Consider the following 17,073-nt stretch of genomic DNA (forward strand, 5'->3'; position numbering starts at 1 on the left):
ATTGAAGTAAAATTACGAGAACTGATGTCCGCCTACGGTAAAAAGAATGGCTGTAAGCTTACTTATCATGAGCTTGCGGAGCTTACTGGTTTGTCTAAGGCAACTTTGGAGGCTGTAGGCTCTAGACCGGATTACAACACTACTTTGGCTACGATAGACGCTCTTTGCTCATATTTTAATTGCGACATTCAAGATTTACTCGAATTCACGAATGAGTCTAAAGAACTATAAAAGGCCGATGTAAAGACATGACAATAAATATTGATCATTTACAAGCAAAAAAAATTCTTTTCAAAGAGTACCAAAATTCTCTTGATAACATTGAAGACACTATATCCATTGAGTGGACTGGACGGATTGAACGACTAACGGAACTATGTCCATATCGAAAAAGCTCAACGTTTGTTGCGGCCCTAGGCACTGCAATGCTGGCAAAAACTATCGACCCTGGAGTAGATGTATATTGTTTGCTCGAGCGTGATGGGAGCGATACATCGTATTCTGCCCGATCACTTGCTGATAACGTATGGGCTAAAAGCCGGGCTCTATTAGGCATAGATTTAGGGGCAAATGGAGCAAATCCACTAAACAATACACCTTTTATAGGAAAAGCAAGAATTGATGAAATTCGAAATGTTCGAAATAAGAACGGATACGCATTTCTAATTGAATGCCTAAACTTACTCGCAACATATACAACTACAGACGATGCCAAATCTGCTTTGCGGGGCTTTATAAATGTAAGAAGAAATGATTTTCAGTCAGTATTTAGTGTAGGTGAAGAGGCGGGCGACTATCTGGTCCTCCCTACTTTAATTGATGCTGTAGAGGAACTCATGAAGCTAGGTAGCGAAGAAGGACGCATAGCTCAATCCGTTGCGTCGGGCTGTCTAGCCGTATTATTCGGAAGTGACAATATTGATGTAGGTCATGTAAACGATCCAGATAGAAATTTTCCGCTAGATATTGCTATTCATTCCCCTAGCGACTCAAATTCGATTAGAATTGCAGTCGAGGTTAAGGATAAGCCTGTGGGCTCAGCGGAAATATTATCGAGCATTGAGAAGGCTAAATCTCTTGATGTGGATAACGTTGTATTCCTTGCGGTAAGTAATCGTCAAGTCATTGATCAGTATATTGAAGTTTATGAGCGAGCAAGAGATATGGGATGCAAGCTATCTGTCTATTTTAGCTGGGAGGAATTTATAAAATCCTGTATAACATTTTCAAGTGATAATGCCGTCTTAAATATGGCAAGCACATATCAAGCTATTGGAAACTACCTAACAGAACTTGGAGTGAGTCAGAATGCTGTATCTTTCTGGGAGGGTAAGGCAAGTAGTCAAAATAGCACATAACACCTATGAGCCTTCGTTCTGTCATTAGGCACTAGTTTTTATTGGCCGCCGCGTTAGCGGCCAATACCAAATCCCTGAGCCAGTGAGCCTGCTTCGTCTGTCATCGTTGGCTGTTGGTGGCTTACAGCAAACACCTATTGAGGCTCTCTTAGTGCGGTGGTTAACCACTGCCAAACCGGGTTGCTCCTTGCAGGTTGGTCTGGGGCACTAGACATTCATCGGTTAACCGGTATCTGTCCTAGTCAAAAAGCGGGTTACAGTTTCGTCCCAGTTAGTTTCAGGTTCAGCACCGGTGTAAGCGCACTCGTTCAGAGTAGTGATGCACGCCAGCAGAATGGTTTATCAAAGCGACTAATTTTTTAGTGGATGTAGAAATCGGGTTTGAAGCGCTTTATATAAATTAAGTAGGGTTTAGGGAAAGCCGGCGGCGTTAAGTGCCTCATATGGAGTGCTAGATGATGGAGTATGATTATGACGAAGACAATGAAAGGAAAAAGAGCCTCCTAATTCGTCTGGCTGATGGAAAGCCTGGATTGGCAGCGCGTTGGGGGCGATACGTTGGTATACGGCTCAGCAAGAACCTTGGTAGACGGTTAGCGCGTGGTAGGGTGCGTAGGGAAGCGAAAGAGAGTCAAAAAGCTCTTGTTGCCGCTCATGAGTCAGTGCTTTATGCCTACCGGGGAGCAGAGAGACTTAAGTTAAAGCACTCAATGGCTGTTCACCGCGTATCGTTATTTTTTTTGACTGCCAACCGAGACATTGCTGCAATCAAGGTTGATCTTCTGACTGCCAAGGATTGGTGGTTACGAAAATTATTGGCCCGAAATGTTGCACTGATGATGTATGAGTTGGATTTAAGCAAAGTAGCGGGTAAGGAGTTTCGGGAGGCGATTAATTACTTCGGCCCATCCAAGTATCGTCGACAGCGATTAATGAAGGAGCTTGAGAACGTTAGGAAAATTCAAGCTGAGTTGCACGAAGAGTTTCGCGAGATACGGAATAAAACCATAGCGCATCGTGATGCCGATGCCATGCATCAATATCGCTTGATCCGGAATATTGACGAGGTCAAGGTTGTGACGCGGGCAGGAGCTTATTTCAATGCAGCTTCGCCTCTTATCTCTGAGCTGACTGAATTAACTCAGATCGCCGGCGATACAAGGCATCTGATGAACCAGTACATAGGTAAGAAGATATTTAGGCAGAGACGCTAAGTGCTTTCATTTTCGCCACAGTGAGCTAAGTAGATCCCTGCACTTCAAAGCTGCGCGTGTTGGCAGCGTTATGTTTCACGCATCCTTACCTTGCCAATCCCAAGACTCTAACGTACATTCATAAGTACATTTTATTGTACGTAGGTGGTGGCCATGACAAGGGTTCGTGTTGACGAAGATATTCGACCTTTATCTGAATTCCGGGCCGGAGTTGCAAAGTTTGTGAAGCAGATTCAGGAGACGCGGCGACCTATGGTACTCACCCAGCGAGGCCGCGGGGTTGCAGTGCTGGTTGATGTTCAAGAGTATGAAAAGATGCAAGAGCGCCTGGAAGTGCTCGAAGAGGTGTACCGCGCTGAAGAGCAAATTGCTAATGGTGCAGGAATATTCCATGAAGATGCGAAATTGCGCATTTTGAGTAAGTTAACTCAATGAAAATAGTGTGGTCCCCGCTTGCGTTAGAGCGAGTGGAAAGTATTGCGCAACACATTGCCGAAGATAAGCCGAGTGCGGCATCGGCTTGGGTTGATGAAACATAAAATGCCATACACACGCATCATCGTGCTTACAATGCTAGCCATGATTGCTTTTGCCGCTAATTCGCTGCTTTGCCGGGCGGCGCTTATGCATACCAGCATTGACGCCGCTAGCTTTACGACTATTCGGTTGCTTTCTGGTGCAGTGGTGCTTTGGTTAATTCTGAGGTTCAGGCAAGGCACAGCGGCCGGTGCAGGCAACTGGCTGTCGGCAATAGCCTTGTTTGTGTATGCGGCTGGCTTTTCTTTTGCCTATATAAGTCTGCCGGCGGCAACCGGGGCTTTGCTGCTTTTTGGTGCCGTACAAACGACCATGATTGGCTATGGTATGTGGGCGGGTGAACGTTTGCTTAAACTGCAACTGATTGGCCTTGCTGTGGCTTTTGGGGGGCTTGTTGGCTTATTGCTGCCGGGACTTTCGACACCGCCATTGTTGGGTTCGGTATTGATGCTGGCGGCCGGGGTTGCATGGGGTGTCTATTCCCTACGCGGGAAAGGGTCAGGTGATCCTACGCGGGTAACCACGGGAAATTTTCTGCGTGCGGTTCCGATCACGCTAATCATGAGCCTGTTTATGTTGAACGGCGCATCGCTGGACATGGCTGGGTTCTGGTACGCCGTGGCGTCGGGTGCACTGGCTTCCGGGGTGGGGTACGCGATTTGGTACCGGGTTCTGCCTATGTTGAAGGCTACGAAGGCGGCTACTATTCAGCTGAGTGTTCCTGTGATTGCGGCTGTGGGCGGTATTATTATTCTGGGTGAACCAATAACTCTGCGCTTTGCATTGGCGTCTATCGCTATTCTCGGTGGCGTTGCGCTGGTTATCTGGCAAAAGCAACATACTGCCGACCGCCCGTAAGCGGCTCAGAGCATTGCGATGGATTGAGCCAGGACTCTGGTATCCTATGCTCGTTACTTCTGGAGTTGGTTGCCATTGCAGCTATATGTTTGTTTATTGGCGGTCTATTTGCGGTAGGTACTTTTCAGCAATGGTCAGTTCTGGGTAGAAAAAATGCCTGACAATACGCAGCTCGTGTGTGCTTTGCGTTACGCACAAGGAGACTCTGGTGCAGATTTGTGAAACGGATAGATTGATTGTAAGGCGGCTGTCCCTCGAGGATGTTCCTGCGTTGACGGAAATTCTCAGCGATCCTGAGGTGATGAAACACTCGGTTCGGGGCGTTTGTGATGAGGCCGCTACCCGGGAATTTATTGAGTGGTCCTTATCCTGTTATGAGTCGCATTGCGCGGGGCCATGGGCATTAATTGATAAGAAATCTTCTGAACTCATAGGCTTCTGCAGTGCCGGGCCAGAAATGGTCGCTGATGTCGAAGAAATAAGTCTCGGCTATCGGCTTGCCAGACGCTATTGGAATAAAGGGCTGGCATCTGAGGCGGCTAGAGCCGTTCTGAGTTATGTTTTTACACAGAAACTTTGCAAGTCAGTGGTAGTTATCATAGAGCCCGGGCATCCGGCATCGCTGAAGGTCGCTGAGAAGGCGGGTTTTTCCGGCTTTGATGAGCTGGAATTTTATGGTCGTGCGGTGCGTCTATACCGTCTAACCTCTGAGCAATGGGAAACATTGAATGACAATGACAGTAATTAAGCTAACGAAGTCTTTGAATACTCGGTTATATTTTGTGCTGATAATCATCGTTGTAGCTGGAGGTTATGGACTTTCATCTTATCCAGACGTTTACGATCATCAATTTGTGGGGTTTCTAGTATCTGTGAGTACTGCACCTTTTGCCCTCTTGTATTTAATCCTTAATCTGTTTCAGTATTGTATTGCTCCTAAGCACTTCACCTTGGACGTGGTAAATGGAGTACTTTACTCTGAGCGTGAAAAGGTAAATTTGAATTGTTCTCAGATTGTGAGAATAACCTATATCTTTAAACGGTTTTCATTATCTGTCATGCAGGGTAAGAAAAAATCAATAAAAACAGGGCTTGTTTATAGCGCTAATATTAATTTAGAAGATATTAGGAGTTATTTTATTAAGTCTGATAGGTTCGAGCTTTCAGAATATCATTAGTATGCGCTTAAAAATTCTCGACAAAAACGCACAGCGACCGGGCCACCACCATGTTCATGATGCTTCAGTTAGTAAACGGGCTCGTACGGTAAAGGTGAACATCCCACGCCCGGCAGGGCAAAGTAAACCAACCTAGAATACGTAAATGAACCCAATGCCTATTTCGGCCTCGTAGTTGCTGCGAGCGATGGGGCTAGAGCGAACCTCACTGCTAAAGTGTTCGTACAGTGCTTCGCCGTAAATCTGCCAGTTGTCGTTGATGTGGTGGCGATAGTTGAAATCGACTCCCACTGAGCGCAGGCCACTGCTTACCCGGGTTTCGTTCAACCCTGATGCCGCTGATTGCTGTGCGGTGATGCCGAAATCTTTATTGGCAAATTCGCTGTCGTGAAACACGGCCACTAGGTTCGCTTCGAGCCCGGAGCCGTCGAGTTGGTCACCGAAGCGGCGACCGACACCAAATAAGCCCAGGTTGCCGTTTTCGCCGGTGACCAAGCGGCCAACCAACCAGTAACGCCAGTCGGCACTGAACGCATGGCGTGCTTGTAATACGAGTTCCAGCCCTTCATCGCCGTCACCAAGGCCATCCAGATAGCCCTTGTCGGAATCACTTTCTTCACGGCCTTCCTCAAAGCCCACCAGAGCCTCAAGTAGCCAGGTATCAGCACGAAGGCCACGCCAGCCGATGGCTTCACCGGCAAAATAGAAAATGTTGTTCCCCCGGCGCCACTGCAATGCACCGGCAGGGTCGACTTCAAAGCCAAATTCGTCCGACCCTTCGTAGGCGGTTTCATATTCAATGCCAAGGCCTAATCCGAGCGCCCAGCCGTCTTCACCTCGGGTGAAGTCGTCCTGTGAAGGTAAAGGCACCATCGCTGTTCGTTCTTCTTGCGCTAAGGCAGTTTGAGATAAAAAGCCCTGTAGGAGCAGGACCGACAGTAAACTTGTGAATGTTTTCATGGTGATTTTTTCCAGTGTGCGCCCAGACACCAGGCGCCCGAGACTGTGGTTATTTTTTAAGTATACGAGCAATTCGGGAAAAGCGATCTTAGATTAGAGTTCTAATTTTAATGTCTTATTTGCTGTTTTCTTGCAAACTGTTTGAGCACGATATGTTTCGTGGCAATATGTTTGTCTTAGACGCAACTGGTGGTTCAACTACAAGGAACTTATGTACATGCCAAAAAACCTGAAAATGACCGAAGCCCTGGATTAACAATGAGTCTTGGTAACCGAATTACCGACAAATTAAACAGCATAGAAAACTTCATTGCTAAAGCTCCAGCTTACCTGTTTCCGGTTAAGATATTGGGCTGGATAGTATTATTTGCTGCGTTGATTACTACTAATTTTATCGCAATTTTTAAATGGCCTTTTTCTGCCATTTCCAAAAAGTTGAATAGAAAAGAATTGGTTGTAGGAGACCCTGTTAATGTAAGTTCAGCTGATGAGCTGCAAGAGCTGATCTCTGGGCAGGGCACTGTGTTAGTGGACTTTTGGGCGCAATGGTGTGGTCCTTGTCTGTTAATGGACAAGGCGATTACTAGCCTGGCAAAGGAGTATTCTGGCAAGGTGGTTGTGGCTAAAATTGATGTGTCTCTGAGCTCAAAACTCAGTAAGTTATATGCAGTAAGGGGTTTACCAACCGTTATAGTCTTTAAAAATGGCAGTGAACTAGTTAGAAAAAGCGGCTCAATGACTAAAAGCCAACTGAAAGAATTACTTAGATAATAATTCTGCTGTGGGATTTTGTGATGGTGGCTGAACTGCTGCTTCAGTTCCGAAAGCGTTTTTTTGTCAGGTGCGAGAGGCCACTAAACTCCAAGCTGGCTGCTTTGTCGGTGTTGAGAAAGCTCTGCAATGCGGTGAGGGTGGTCTCTGGTCGGTTGGTGTCTGGTCTGGCGTCGTGCATTAATACGATATCCCCTGGTTTTAATGCTGCGAGACGTCGGCTTACTCCAGCTAAGGTTCCCCATGCGCCCCAGTCGATAACGCTGCGATTCCACAACACGGTATGTAACTGTAACGCTCTGGCTTCCTGTAGGGTGGCTGGTCGGATGCGGCCGTAGGCGGGGCGGAACAGGCTGGGAGGGTTTCCGGTAATGTTGGCTAGCGTATGGTAGCAGCGGTGCAATTCTTCACGGGCTTCGGCTTGGCGTAACCGCCAGGGATGAGCGTGGGAGTAGCTGTGAATACCTATATCGTGTCCAGCCTCCGCTGTCTGGCGTACCAGCTCTGGATAGGCCGCACAGGCATCGGCGAGCACGAAAAAACTGGCTTTGATCTGATGCTGCGCGAGTATATCCAGTAGGGAGGGTGTAAAACGGGGATCCGGGCCATCGTCGAAGGTTAGATAGACCTGTGACTCAGACCGACGCCCCCGGCTGGTGATGTTAAGAAAACCGTTGGGCCACATGGGAGCGCTCTCCTTCGACGTTATTATGCAGCTGTGCAGGTGTTAGCCAGAACTGATGGGGTACTAGCTGACCATTCTGGTGAGCCTGCAGTTGCGGAAAAAGGGCTAACAACAACAGCCGGAAGTGCCAGTGCAATAGCTTCCGTCGCCAGCCTGCCGGCAACGGATGGCTCTCAAAGCCCACTTTGTCACCATGAGTTTTAAACCAGGTCACCCCTGTGATGGCTTTTATTTCATGGGGTGCGGTCTGGGTCTGCAGGTTCTCGCTTAGCCGTGCCATAGATTGTATGAGCGCTTTCCCAAAAGACCAGACCACGCGACGAGAGGAGGTTTTCTCACTGCGATCGTGTAACCGAGCCATAAAGTCGTTGTTAAAATGCAGCACCAGAATTGCATCACCCTCGGTCACTTGGGTTCCATCCCGGAATACCCTTGGGTCCCCCTGGTAGTACTGCCTTTTTATCAGCAAAAAATCATCAACCGGCTCTAGTCGATGCAAGCGACGGTAGGCTCTGTCGTAGCTTAGGTAACAGGTGTTCAAAAGTCGCCAGGCATATGATCTGAACATGATTTCAATCCCTGATTTACTGGTTAATAGTGGGCGCTGCGGTTGGGCTGTGCGAAGCCGGCAAGCGGGCGATAATACGCAGAGCGACCTGTTCTGCCGCATTGCGAAGACCTGTCTGATAGGCACGTTTTTGCATGGCAGCGAGTATTTCAGGTTCGGCGAATAAGTGTTCTAAGCGAGCTGATAGCTGCGCGGGCGATAGTTTATCTCCTATGCCTTGCTGTTTTAAAAACCGGATGTTATGTGCTTCCTGACCGCCCAGTGAGCAGGTAGCGAAGAAGGGGCGTCCACACGCCAGCGCCTCGCTTACTGATAAACCCCCGGGTTTGCCTACTACAACATCGGCTGCGGCAATAAGCTGCGCCATATTTTCTACCCAGTCGAAGAGCACTATCTGAGAAGGGTAAGTTTCCTGCAAAGCTTGCAAACTGGGGCTGCCAATGTCGACATTGCCGGCGGTGACTAGTATTTGCAGGTCATTTCCGGCTTTGCACAAGCATTCCAGGGTTGGCACCAGACCAATTCCATACTGGCCGCCGGTCACCAGCACGGTCGGCTTACGGAGATTTAATTTCAATGCGGCTCGTGCCTCGCTCTGAGACGGGGGATTATCGAATTGCCGGTCCAGAGGAATGCCCGTCTTATAGATACTGTCTGGGGGTACGCCCCACGCCAACAATTGATCGGCAACGGCCTGGGAAGGTACGCAATACCCATCGGTAGTCGGTTTTACCCACACTTTTTGCAGGCCATAGTCGGTGAGTACGCCCAGCGATGGGATATCACTGAACTGTTGTTTTCGTTTCAGTTGAGAAAACAGCGCAGCGGGGTACATTTGTGTGGCTACGACAACGTCAGGAGCGATATTTTCTACCCGTTCTTTCATGCGGTGTAACAGCACCGTTCGTATGAGCAGTAGTAAGCTGCGTAGCATGATTGAATAACTGCTTCTCTCGTCCTGGTTAACCAGCAAATGGACATAACTATTTAATAGCGCACTATCCAGATTATGTGGGCTGATAGGCAGCCAACGGGTCTGCTGGGGAAACCAGTGCCTCTGCTGGTCTGCTAAGAATTGTTTAATGCCTTCGTCTAAAGGGGCCTCGCCGCTGAGCTGTTGCCAGACTGCTTTGTCGAGATCATAAAGCTTCTGATAATAGTCCGGATAGTCCTGGGTCATTCGAAGATAACTACCCTTTACCGCTGCGGCGACTTTTTCATCCATCAGCGACCACAAATCCAGGTATTCGCAGCTTAGAGTTGGAAAATGGTCTTGTAACGCTTGCTCCACTGCATTGGCGGCACGAATATGACCGAAACCTAACTGCGACGTAAGAAATAATACTTTCATAGCTATGTCCTTATGAGCTCATATGACTGACCGACCTGGCATATTTGGTGAGTGCCAGTAAAACAATTGAAAAGACGATTCCCAGTCCGATCATGCTGTATTCCCAGGTGCCGAATGAGTCTTCGGCGCTGTAGATAGTCCGGCCTGCGACTCCAAAGTACACGAGGAGCAGAGTTAAGGGGGCGCTCCCCAGAAAGGTCCCCCACAGATACGATCGTAAGTCGGTGCAGGCCGCACCGTACAGGTAGTTATGAAGGCTAAAGGGAACCAGAGGGTTCACTCGCAATAAACTGATTATCCTGATGTCGCTACTTGTCAGCAGGCGCATGGATTTGGAGTGGGATGAAGTACGAAAGCAATCATGGCTAAGCCCCTTGCGATTAATGAAGTGACGTGTGATTAAGAAACTGATTAAAGCGCCAGTATTTACTGCTATAAGCGAGATGACTGAGCCTTGCCAGAAACCAAAAAACAGCCCTGCAGTTACCGCAAAGGGGGATAGCGGTGCCATCAGAACAACGGCCAGAGCATAGACCCCGATGAGTGTCAGGCTGGCCACCCAGCCTTGATTATCAAGCAGACTCTGCAATAGATCCTGCAATTGCTCGTTGGGAACAGTGAACATCAGAGCCGCTATGGTTACAAAAAAAACTGACGCTCCCACTAACTGCCAGCGCGCCAGTTTGGCCGGGGATATGCTCGTGTTACGAAAAAATATTTTTTGCATAAGGTAGTTCCGGTAATAATCTGTTTTTACAATGCACGGTGCTCTGCGGCTGGACTCCTAAAGCATAGACAGGGATCTTGGTCACTACCAATCAACGGGATTGTTTAGCGACAGGGAACCCCCCTTGAAATAACACCTCAAGTTTTTTTGTTGTAGAAAAAACACCCTGCGCCGATAACCTAACTGAACTGTAATGATAGTTCTTATTTTCAGTTACTTAAGCGCATTCACGTGAATCCGTTTCTTACATACTCAGGGTCTCAAGAGGTATCGCCATGTTCAGGAACATTAAGATAGGACTTCGCTCAGCTGTGTTTTTCACGGCTATTGGAGTTATTTTTATCATCACGGGGATTTTTGCGATTACCCAGCTCGAACGTATGTATGGCGAAACTGAAGAGATTGTGGATATTCGGGTTCCGAGCATGATGGCTGCTGCTGATCTGTATCGTGAATTCCTGAGAGTACGCCTTGATGCGACCAACGCTATTGTGGCTACCAGTCCGGAAGAACGGGCACCAGCCCAGGAGCGTTTAGACGAACGCTGGCAAGGGATGAATGACCAGATTAATGTATTTCGGGACTTGCTTCAGGACAGTCAGGATCGCGCTATTTTTGACAATTTTTTAGATACCCAGAGAGACTATCGAGCACTGGTTAACAACATTATAGAAGCTGCGGCGCAAGGCGACTCAGCGCAGGTAGCACGTTTGCGTGAGCAGCAAATCCCGCCTTTGGTGAACGAGATCAGAGATCAAATCGTAGAACTGACGGCATTGTATGACCAGCGCATGGCTGCCGACGTCGAGGAGGCGAATGCAATAGTTAATGCTGGGCGTCTGGCCATTATTATCGCTATTATTATTGCGCTTGCTTTAATGTCAGCCATGGCTGTAGTTCTGACCCGTAGTATTGTCAATCCTATGCGAGAAGCGGTAACGAATGCGCAGGTTATTGCTGATGGTGACTTGACCCGGGTGATTGAAATTGATGGCAAAGACGAAGCGACTGAACTGCTGACGGCATTGCAGGGTATGCAGCAGAATCTGCGTGATTCCATTCGCATGATTGGCGACTCTTCGGCACAGCTGGCTTCTACTTCAGAAGAGCTGAGCTCGGTCACTGAAGACTCAACCCGCAGTCTGCATGAACAAAGCGCTGAGCTGGAACAGGCAGCAACGGCGGTTAATGAGCTCACCGCAGCGATTGAAGAAGTGGCCCGCAATGCTCAGGACACCTCAGGAGAATCGGATGCTGCCGATAGCCAGGCACAACTAGGCCGTGAACGGGTAGAGACAACGGTGTCGACAATAGAAGGTCTGGTAAATGAAATTCAGACTTCGGCGAGCAATATCGAAACACTGGCAACAAAAGTGGATGACATTACCAAAGTTCTGGATGTGATTGGTGGCATTGCAGAGCAGACTAACTTATTGGCCCTTAATGCGGCGATTGAAGCGGCTCGGGCGGGTGAGTCTGGTCGTGGTTTTGCTGTGGTAGCAGATGAAGTGCGCGCCCTGGCGCACCGTACTCAGCAATCAACAAAAGAGATTGAGGGCATGGTGGCGGCGGTGCAGCAGTCGAGCTCAGATTCAGTAAAAGGTATGCAGTTGAGTTCGTCACAGGCCAATAAAACACTGGAGATTGCGCGTTCTGCAGGCGAAGCGTTGCAGCAGATTACCCATTCAGTGGCGCAAATCAGTGAACGCAACACTTCAATCGCGAGTGCCGCGGAAGAGCAGGCCCAGGTGGCGAAAGATGTGGATAAGAACCTGGTCAACATTCAGGATCTGTCCGGTCAGACGTCATCAGGTGCGAATGAGACCAGCGCGTCCAGTCAGGAACTGGCGCGTTTAGCGGGTGATTTAAATGAGCTGGTGAATCGCTTTAAGGTGTAAATCAGGCAGTATTTAAAATACGAAAGGTTAAAAAATGAGCGCCGATGCGCTCATTTTTTTTAATATTAACAATTTACTATATCTTTCATAATAACCCGAAGTAAATAGGTTGCTTACCGATTGTGGTTTCTGGATACTGTTACTATGACAATAATTGATAGTAAGTGTTAACTAACACCTTTCAAGCCGGATATATGACTCTATTGCAATTCAGCAGTAACACCATTGATTTAAGTCAGGCTTACCAGGGCCACCATGTCACGGGTCTGATTTTACTTTCCGTTATGACAGCGATTCTGGCTGCATTTGCCAGCTTTAGTCATATTGAACTTATGCAGCGCAAAAATAGTAGATTGGCTCGTCTTCCCTGGCACCTGACAGGTGCCTTTGCGATGGGGGTTGGTGTCTGGGCCATGCATTTTCTGGGCATGTTGTCATTCCGCTTGCCGGTTGAAGTGAGTTACCACCTTGGTTTGACGCTGGCTTCTATCATTCCGGCTGTGTTGGCCGGTTATGTCACGCTATATGTAATTGCCTATACAAAACCTGCGCTGACCACCATTATCGGTGGCGGAGTGCTGATGGGGTCCGGTATAGGCGCCATGCATTATATTGGAATGGGCGCCATGGTATTGCAGGCGGATCGCCTTTATCAGCCTGGCTGGTTTCTGGCATCTATTGGCGCGGCTATTACTCTTGCGACCTGCGCACTTGCTATACGGCCGTTATTGCGTCGCTATTTGCAGAATCCATTGTTACTGAACCTGGCGTCGTCGGTATTGATGGGACTGGCCATTGCCAGCATGCATTATGTAGCTATGCATGCGACCGTTTTTATGCCCTCCGAGCAGGTGCAGAGCGTGTTGCCCGGATTTGCCATGACAAGCGGTGGACTCATTGGTGCCGCTGCTGCTGGCGCTATACTGATCGTGCTTATGACTACTACGGCAGTGATTATGCGAATTCACTGGTACCGTGCTGAGCAGTCTTCGCAGCATTCAAAAGATCTGGCTAAAACGCTGCAGGATCGTATAGCCACTATTACTAAACGCGTACCTGGCATGGTCTACGAGTTACGTAAGTCCGCCAGCGGAAAATTCAGTTTTCCCTATTTAAGCGACGCCAGCAATGACATTTTTGGTATCTCACCGGCACAGGTTGAAAGCAATGCCCGTCTTTTACTGGATAAAATATATCCGGAAGATTTGCGGGATTTAACGTTTTCGATTCAGCACTCAGCGCAACACTTAAGTGCCTGGCAGCACGAATTCAGGGTGGTGGCGCATACAGGCCATAAGGAACGTTGGTTGTTAGGTAGCGCGATGCCAGTTCAGGAAGAGGATGGTGGTATTAGCTGGAGCGGTTTTGTCACCGATATCAGTGATCGCAAGGAAGCGGATGAGACCATTCACCATCTGGCGTATTACGACGCCCTGACGAATTTACCGAACCGACGTATGATGCATGATTATCTGCAGGATATGGTTGCTGACCACCAGGTTCCGGGGATTGCCTGTTATTTTGATTTGGATAACTTTAAACGTTTGAATGACACTATGGGGCATTCGGCGGGCGATCAGCTGCTGATTCAGATCGCCGAGCGCTTGCTGTTAATTTTGCCGCAATCTGCGGTGGGTGGACGCTTAAGCAGTGACGAGTTTTTGCTGTTGTTGCCCGGTCATAGTGAAGACAGCGACTTTCCAAAGCAGTTATTGCATGCTTTAAACCAGCCTTTCATGGTTCAGGAATATCCTTTTGAATGCTCGTTGAGTATTGGGGTCTGCTCCTTTGGTAACTCAAGTTTCGGTAACTCAAGCTTCAGTAAATCAAGCTTCAGTAAATCAAGAATAAGCGGCGAACAGGTGCTAAAACATGCTGACATAGCAATGCAGGAGGCTAAAGTCACGGGCGGTAATCGCATTTGTTTATTTACTCCCAAAATGCAACAGCGAGTTGAGCGACGTTACAGTCTGGAAGCGGACTTGCGGGAAGCCCTGGCACAACAGCAGCTGAGTCTGGTTTTTCAGCCACAATTGAATGCTGGTGGTAGAATTACTGGCTCTGAAGCCTTGTTGCGCTGGCAGCATCCCGTACAGCTAAATATTACGCCGGCTGACTTTATTCCTATTGCAGAAGAGACTGGCTTAATTGTGCCTATCGGCTACTGGGTGATAGAGCAGGCCTGCATTCAGTTAAAACTCTGGGAAAAATCAGCACAGACTTCTGCTTTAACCTTATCTATTAACGTAAGTGCCCGTCAGTTTTATCAACCTGGCTTTACCGGGGAGTTAATTCGTCGGGTACAGGAGAGCAAGATCGACCCTTCTTTGTTGATCCTTGAACTGACAGAAAGTCTGGTATTGGAGGATTTAGAAGATGCTCAAGCCAGAATGCAGCGGATAAGAGCTATTGGTATTCGTTTTGCAATGGATGATTTTGGTACCGGTTACTCGTCGTTGGCTTATTTAGCAGAATTGCCTTTTGATGAAGTGAAAATTGACCAGAGCTTTTTACGCGATGCGGGCGACAAAGTGGATGCCAGGGAGTGGATCATTATTGAGGCCATCATTGGTATTGCTAATCAGTTGCAGATGCAGGTCATAGCGGAAGGCATCGAAATTGAAAGCCACTATCTGAGGTTACTGGAGTATGGCTGTAATGGCTTCCAGGGCTATTACTTCAGCCATCCGCTGCCGTTGAATGAGTTTGAGAGACTGTTACTGCCAGCGTATTCTCATGAAAGTGTATACAGGAAATAGCACTGGTCAGTGCTATTTCCTCTGGCTGCCAGTGTTATACTCGGTTCCTTATTTTTTACAGGTAATGCAAAACTATGGCGCAACAAAAAACCGCTAAACAGGGTGGCTTTTTCAGCAACATGCTGTTTAACATACTGATTCCTGTTGTTATTTTAATGAAGTTCAGTGGGCCTGACGATTTAGGCCCGGCGCTGGGCGTGGTCATTGCTCTGGCTTTCCCTATTGGCTACGGGCTCTGGGACCTGCAACGGCGCGGCAAAGTGAATGGTTTTTCAATTCTGGGCATTATCAGTGTGCTGTTAACCGGGGGCATCAGTTTATTTGAGTTGGACCCTCAGTACATAGCTATTAAAGAAGCAGCCGTGCCTGGGGTTATCGGATTAGCGGTGTTTATCAGTCAGTACACGCGTTTTCCGCTGGTTAAAAAATTACTGATGAATGACCAGATAATGGATGTCGACAAAGTCTACTCGGCGGTGAAAAAGCGTGACAATATCAAGGCTTTTGAACGGGTATTAAAACAGGCCACCTGGCTGGTCGCGGGTGCATTCTTCTTATCCGCTATACTTAATTATATACTGGCCCGCATGATAGTCGTGAGCCCTGCGGGGACTACTGCTTTTAATGAAGAGCTGGGACGCATGACTGCGTTGAGTTTCCCGGTCATAGCCCTGCCCACTATGCTGGTGATGATGGTGGCTATTTTTTATCTGTTTTATAAGTTAAACAAACTTACGGGCCAGTCGATTGAAAACTTTCTGCATGGTCAGGACGAAAAAGTTAAGGATGATAAATAAGGCGTGATTTATCTGGAGCGCAAGGACGAAATTTCATTAAAACTGACCCGGGAACTGGGTCAGGCACCTGAGCACAGGCTGGATATGTACCTGTTTGTGCCTGGTGAGCTCGATTTAAGCCCCCAGACTTTGCCTGAGCAGGAATTCTACCTGCTCGGTCTTCATGTGAAAAGAACCTACTCCAGCCTGGCCCAGCTTGCACCTTTAGTGCAGAGTCGTTTGATCAGCCGGGCGGCAGGCCAAAGTGTACGACCCGACCCTAAATACCGCTTAAGCCTGAGCTTGTACGCATATCAGTACGCAAATGCGCTGGAGGCAGCGACTCGTCAATTACGTAATAGCGACGAGGTGTCGCGGGAGGAAGTGGGGGAACTACTGGAGTTGACCGCGACTATTCTCAAGCGTTTGCGACGCAATACACCGAAAGAAGAAAGTCTGTCGCGTTATCACGTCAACATTGATAACTATCTGTCCTGGTTAACTGAGCAACAGTTGCTAGCTTTAGCCATGAAACTGCCGTTTCAGGATGATCAGCAGGATTTGCGCGAACTTCTGATCAAAGTCGCCAAGCGTGAACACCGTCATCGTGAGGAGAAAGAGTACAACTCGTCTCGTATCAATGATGACAGTGCACGGATGTCGAATAAGATGCGCTTGCTACGGCGTTTGTTGGAATACCCGGTCACTTTTAAGCGTAAATCGGTAGAGCTCGGTGGTGGCGAACAAAAAGCGGTGAAGGCGCTGGTAACCGCGATAGTGATGACGGCGGTTTCATTTTTTGTTTTTGAAAGCCGGTTATTGTTAGGCGATATTACCGCCATATTCCTGCTGGTGGTAGCGGTAGCTTATGCAGCCCGTGAGTTATTTAAAGACGACTTACGACAGAAACTCTGGGCATGGCTACGTAAAGGACGGCCCAAATGGAAGCATACTTATATAGATGTTAACTCTGAACAGCCGGTAGGGCGTTCATTAGAGTGGTTCGATTATAAAGCATTTCGCGACCTGCCTGATGACATACGCAAAGCCCGTAAGGGAAACAGTCCCCAGCGGGGAGAAACAGTCCTACATTATCGCAATGATTCACGCATGTTACCGGCCCGCTTTTTAAGCGGTTATGCAGAAACCCGAGAGAGCATTATTCTCGATTTAGACGTTTTAATGCGCTTAATGAACCCCAGCACCCACAAGGTGTTCAAGCTTGAACAGGATGAAATTGTCGAAGAGCTGGTTGATAAACGTTACACCCTGAATCTGGTTGTACGGGATGTCGAAGGCGATGGTCGGGTAGTCCTGCAACGCTGGAAAATCATCATGAACTATAAGCGTATTCTGGATGTTGAATTAGCTAATTAGTTGCTGCTGCCAGGTTTTATAGTTTAGTGTTGGCTGCAGAAAATAAAATTGATACG

Annotated in this window: 16 protein-coding genes; 11 read left to right on the forward strand and 5 right to left on the reverse strand. The window is 48.0% G+C overall.

The features are described 5' to 3' along the window. Positions 1-24: 24 nt before the first annotated feature. The 6 genes from CWE09_RS14365 (at position 25) to CWE09_RS11425 (ending at position 4,715) form a co-directional block, all read left to right on the forward strand. Positions 25-231 (forward strand): helix-turn-helix domain-containing protein, encoded by a 207-nt coding sequence (locus tag CWE09_RS14365; RefSeq protein ID WP_420808000.1) that lies wholly within the window; start codon positions 25-27, stop codon positions 229-231. Between the two features lie 17 nt (positions 232-248). Beyond that, a complete protein-coding gene (locus CWE09_RS11400) occupies positions 249-1,358 on the forward strand; it encodes a restriction endonuclease, SacI family (RefSeq protein WP_126804164.1) in 1,110 nt (369 codons plus the stop codon). Between the two features lie 455 nt (positions 1,359-1,813). Further along, on the forward strand, positions 1,814-2,572 hold the full coding sequence (locus tag CWE09_RS11405; RefSeq protein WP_126804165.1) for a hypothetical protein: 759 nt from the start codon (positions 1,814-1,816) through the stop codon (positions 2,570-2,572). A 153-nt stretch (positions 2,573-2,725) separates the two neighbouring features. Continuing rightward, a complete protein-coding gene (locus CWE09_RS11410) occupies positions 2,726-3,007 on the forward strand; it encodes a type II toxin-antitoxin system Phd/YefM family antitoxin (protein ID WP_126804166.1) in 282 nt (93 codons plus the stop codon). Positions 3,008-3,112: 105 nt separating this feature from the next. Further along, positions 3,113-3,967 carry a DMT family transporter gene (locus CWE09_RS11420; protein ID WP_126804167.1) on the forward strand — a complete coding sequence of 285 codons (855 nt, stop codon included), beginning with the start codon at positions 3,113-3,115 and terminating at the stop codon, positions 3,965-3,967. Positions 3,968-4,175: 208 nt separating this feature from the next. Beyond that, positions 4,176-4,715 carry a GNAT family N-acetyltransferase gene (locus tag CWE09_RS11425; protein ID WP_126804168.1) on the forward strand — a complete coding sequence of 180 codons (540 nt, stop codon included), beginning with the start codon at positions 4,176-4,178 and terminating at the stop codon, positions 4,713-4,715. Between the two features lie 562 nt (positions 4,716-5,277). Here the strand turns inward: CWE09_RS11425 and CWE09_RS11430 are convergent. Then, positions 5,278-6,105 carry a MipA/OmpV family protein gene (locus tag CWE09_RS11430; RefSeq protein ID WP_126804169.1) on the reverse strand — a complete coding sequence of 276 codons (828 nt, stop codon included), beginning with the start codon at positions 6,103-6,105 and terminating at the stop codon, positions 5,278-5,280. Between the two features lie 189 nt (positions 6,106-6,294). Between CWE09_RS11430 and CWE09_RS11435 the strand changes: the two genes are divergently transcribed. Continuing rightward, positions 6,295-6,876 (forward strand): thioredoxin family protein, encoded by a 582-nt coding sequence (locus CWE09_RS11435; RefSeq protein WP_126804170.1) that lies wholly within the window; start codon positions 6,295-6,297, stop codon positions 6,874-6,876. A 43-nt stretch (positions 6,877-6,919) separates the two neighbouring features. On the opposite strand, the gene CWE09_RS11440 is transcribed toward CWE09_RS11435, so the two are convergent. The 4 genes from CWE09_RS11440 to CWE09_RS11455 are packed head-to-tail and all read right to left on the reverse strand — an operon-like array spanning position 6,920 to position 10,207. Then, on the reverse strand, positions 6,920-7,561 hold the full coding sequence (locus CWE09_RS11440) for a polysaccharide deacetylase family protein (RefSeq protein ID WP_126804171.1): 642 nt from the start codon (positions 7,559-7,561) through the stop codon (positions 6,920-6,922). After that, entirely contained in the window at positions 7,539-8,129 is a 591-nt protein-coding gene (locus CWE09_RS11445; protein ID WP_126804172.1) for a YkoP family protein, read from the reverse strand. Before CWE09_RS11445 ends, CWE09_RS11440 begins: the two co-directional genes overlap by 23 nt. A gap of 16 nt (positions 8,130-8,145) precedes the next feature. Continuing rightward, entirely contained in the window at positions 8,146-9,480 is a 1,335-nt protein-coding gene (locus CWE09_RS11450; protein WP_126804173.1) for an MGDG synthase family glycosyltransferase, read from the reverse strand. Positions 9,481-9,490: 10 nt separating this feature from the next. Further along, positions 9,491-10,207, reverse strand: coding sequence for a TVP38/TMEM64 family protein (locus CWE09_RS11455; protein WP_126804174.1), 717 nt, complete (start codon positions 10,205-10,207; stop codon positions 9,491-9,493). Positions 10,208-10,482: 275 nt separating this feature from the next. Between CWE09_RS11455 and CWE09_RS11460 the strand changes: the two genes are divergently transcribed. The 4 genes from CWE09_RS11460 (at position 10,483) to CWE09_RS11475 (ending at position 17,017) form a co-directional block, all read left to right on the forward strand. After that, the gene (locus CWE09_RS11460; RefSeq protein WP_126804175.1) at positions 10,483-12,105 is read left to right on the forward strand and encodes a methyl-accepting chemotaxis protein; all 1,623 of its coding nucleotides are present in this window, start codon (positions 10,483-10,485) and stop codon (positions 12,103-12,105) included. A gap of 194 nt (positions 12,106-12,299) precedes the next feature. Further along, complete coding sequence (locus CWE09_RS11465; protein WP_126804176.1) at positions 12,300-14,864, forward strand: bifunctional diguanylate cyclase/phosphodiesterase; 2,565 nt, start codon at positions 12,300-12,302, stop codon at positions 14,862-14,864. Positions 14,865-14,938: 74 nt separating this feature from the next. Continuing rightward, positions 14,939-15,661, forward strand: coding sequence for a VC0807 family protein (locus CWE09_RS11470; protein WP_126804177.1), 723 nt, complete (start codon positions 14,939-14,941; stop codon positions 15,659-15,661). A gap of 3 nt (positions 15,662-15,664) precedes the next feature. Then, on the forward strand, positions 15,665-17,017 hold the full coding sequence (locus CWE09_RS11475; protein WP_126804178.1) for a hypothetical protein: 1,353 nt from the start codon (positions 15,665-15,667) through the stop codon (positions 17,015-17,017). Positions 17,018-17,073 lie beyond the last annotated feature (56 nt).

This window comes from Aliidiomarina minuta, from assembly GCF_003987145.1.
Classification (GTDB): domain Bacteria; phylum Pseudomonadota; class Gammaproteobacteria; order Enterobacterales; family Alteromonadaceae; genus Aliidiomarina; species Aliidiomarina minuta.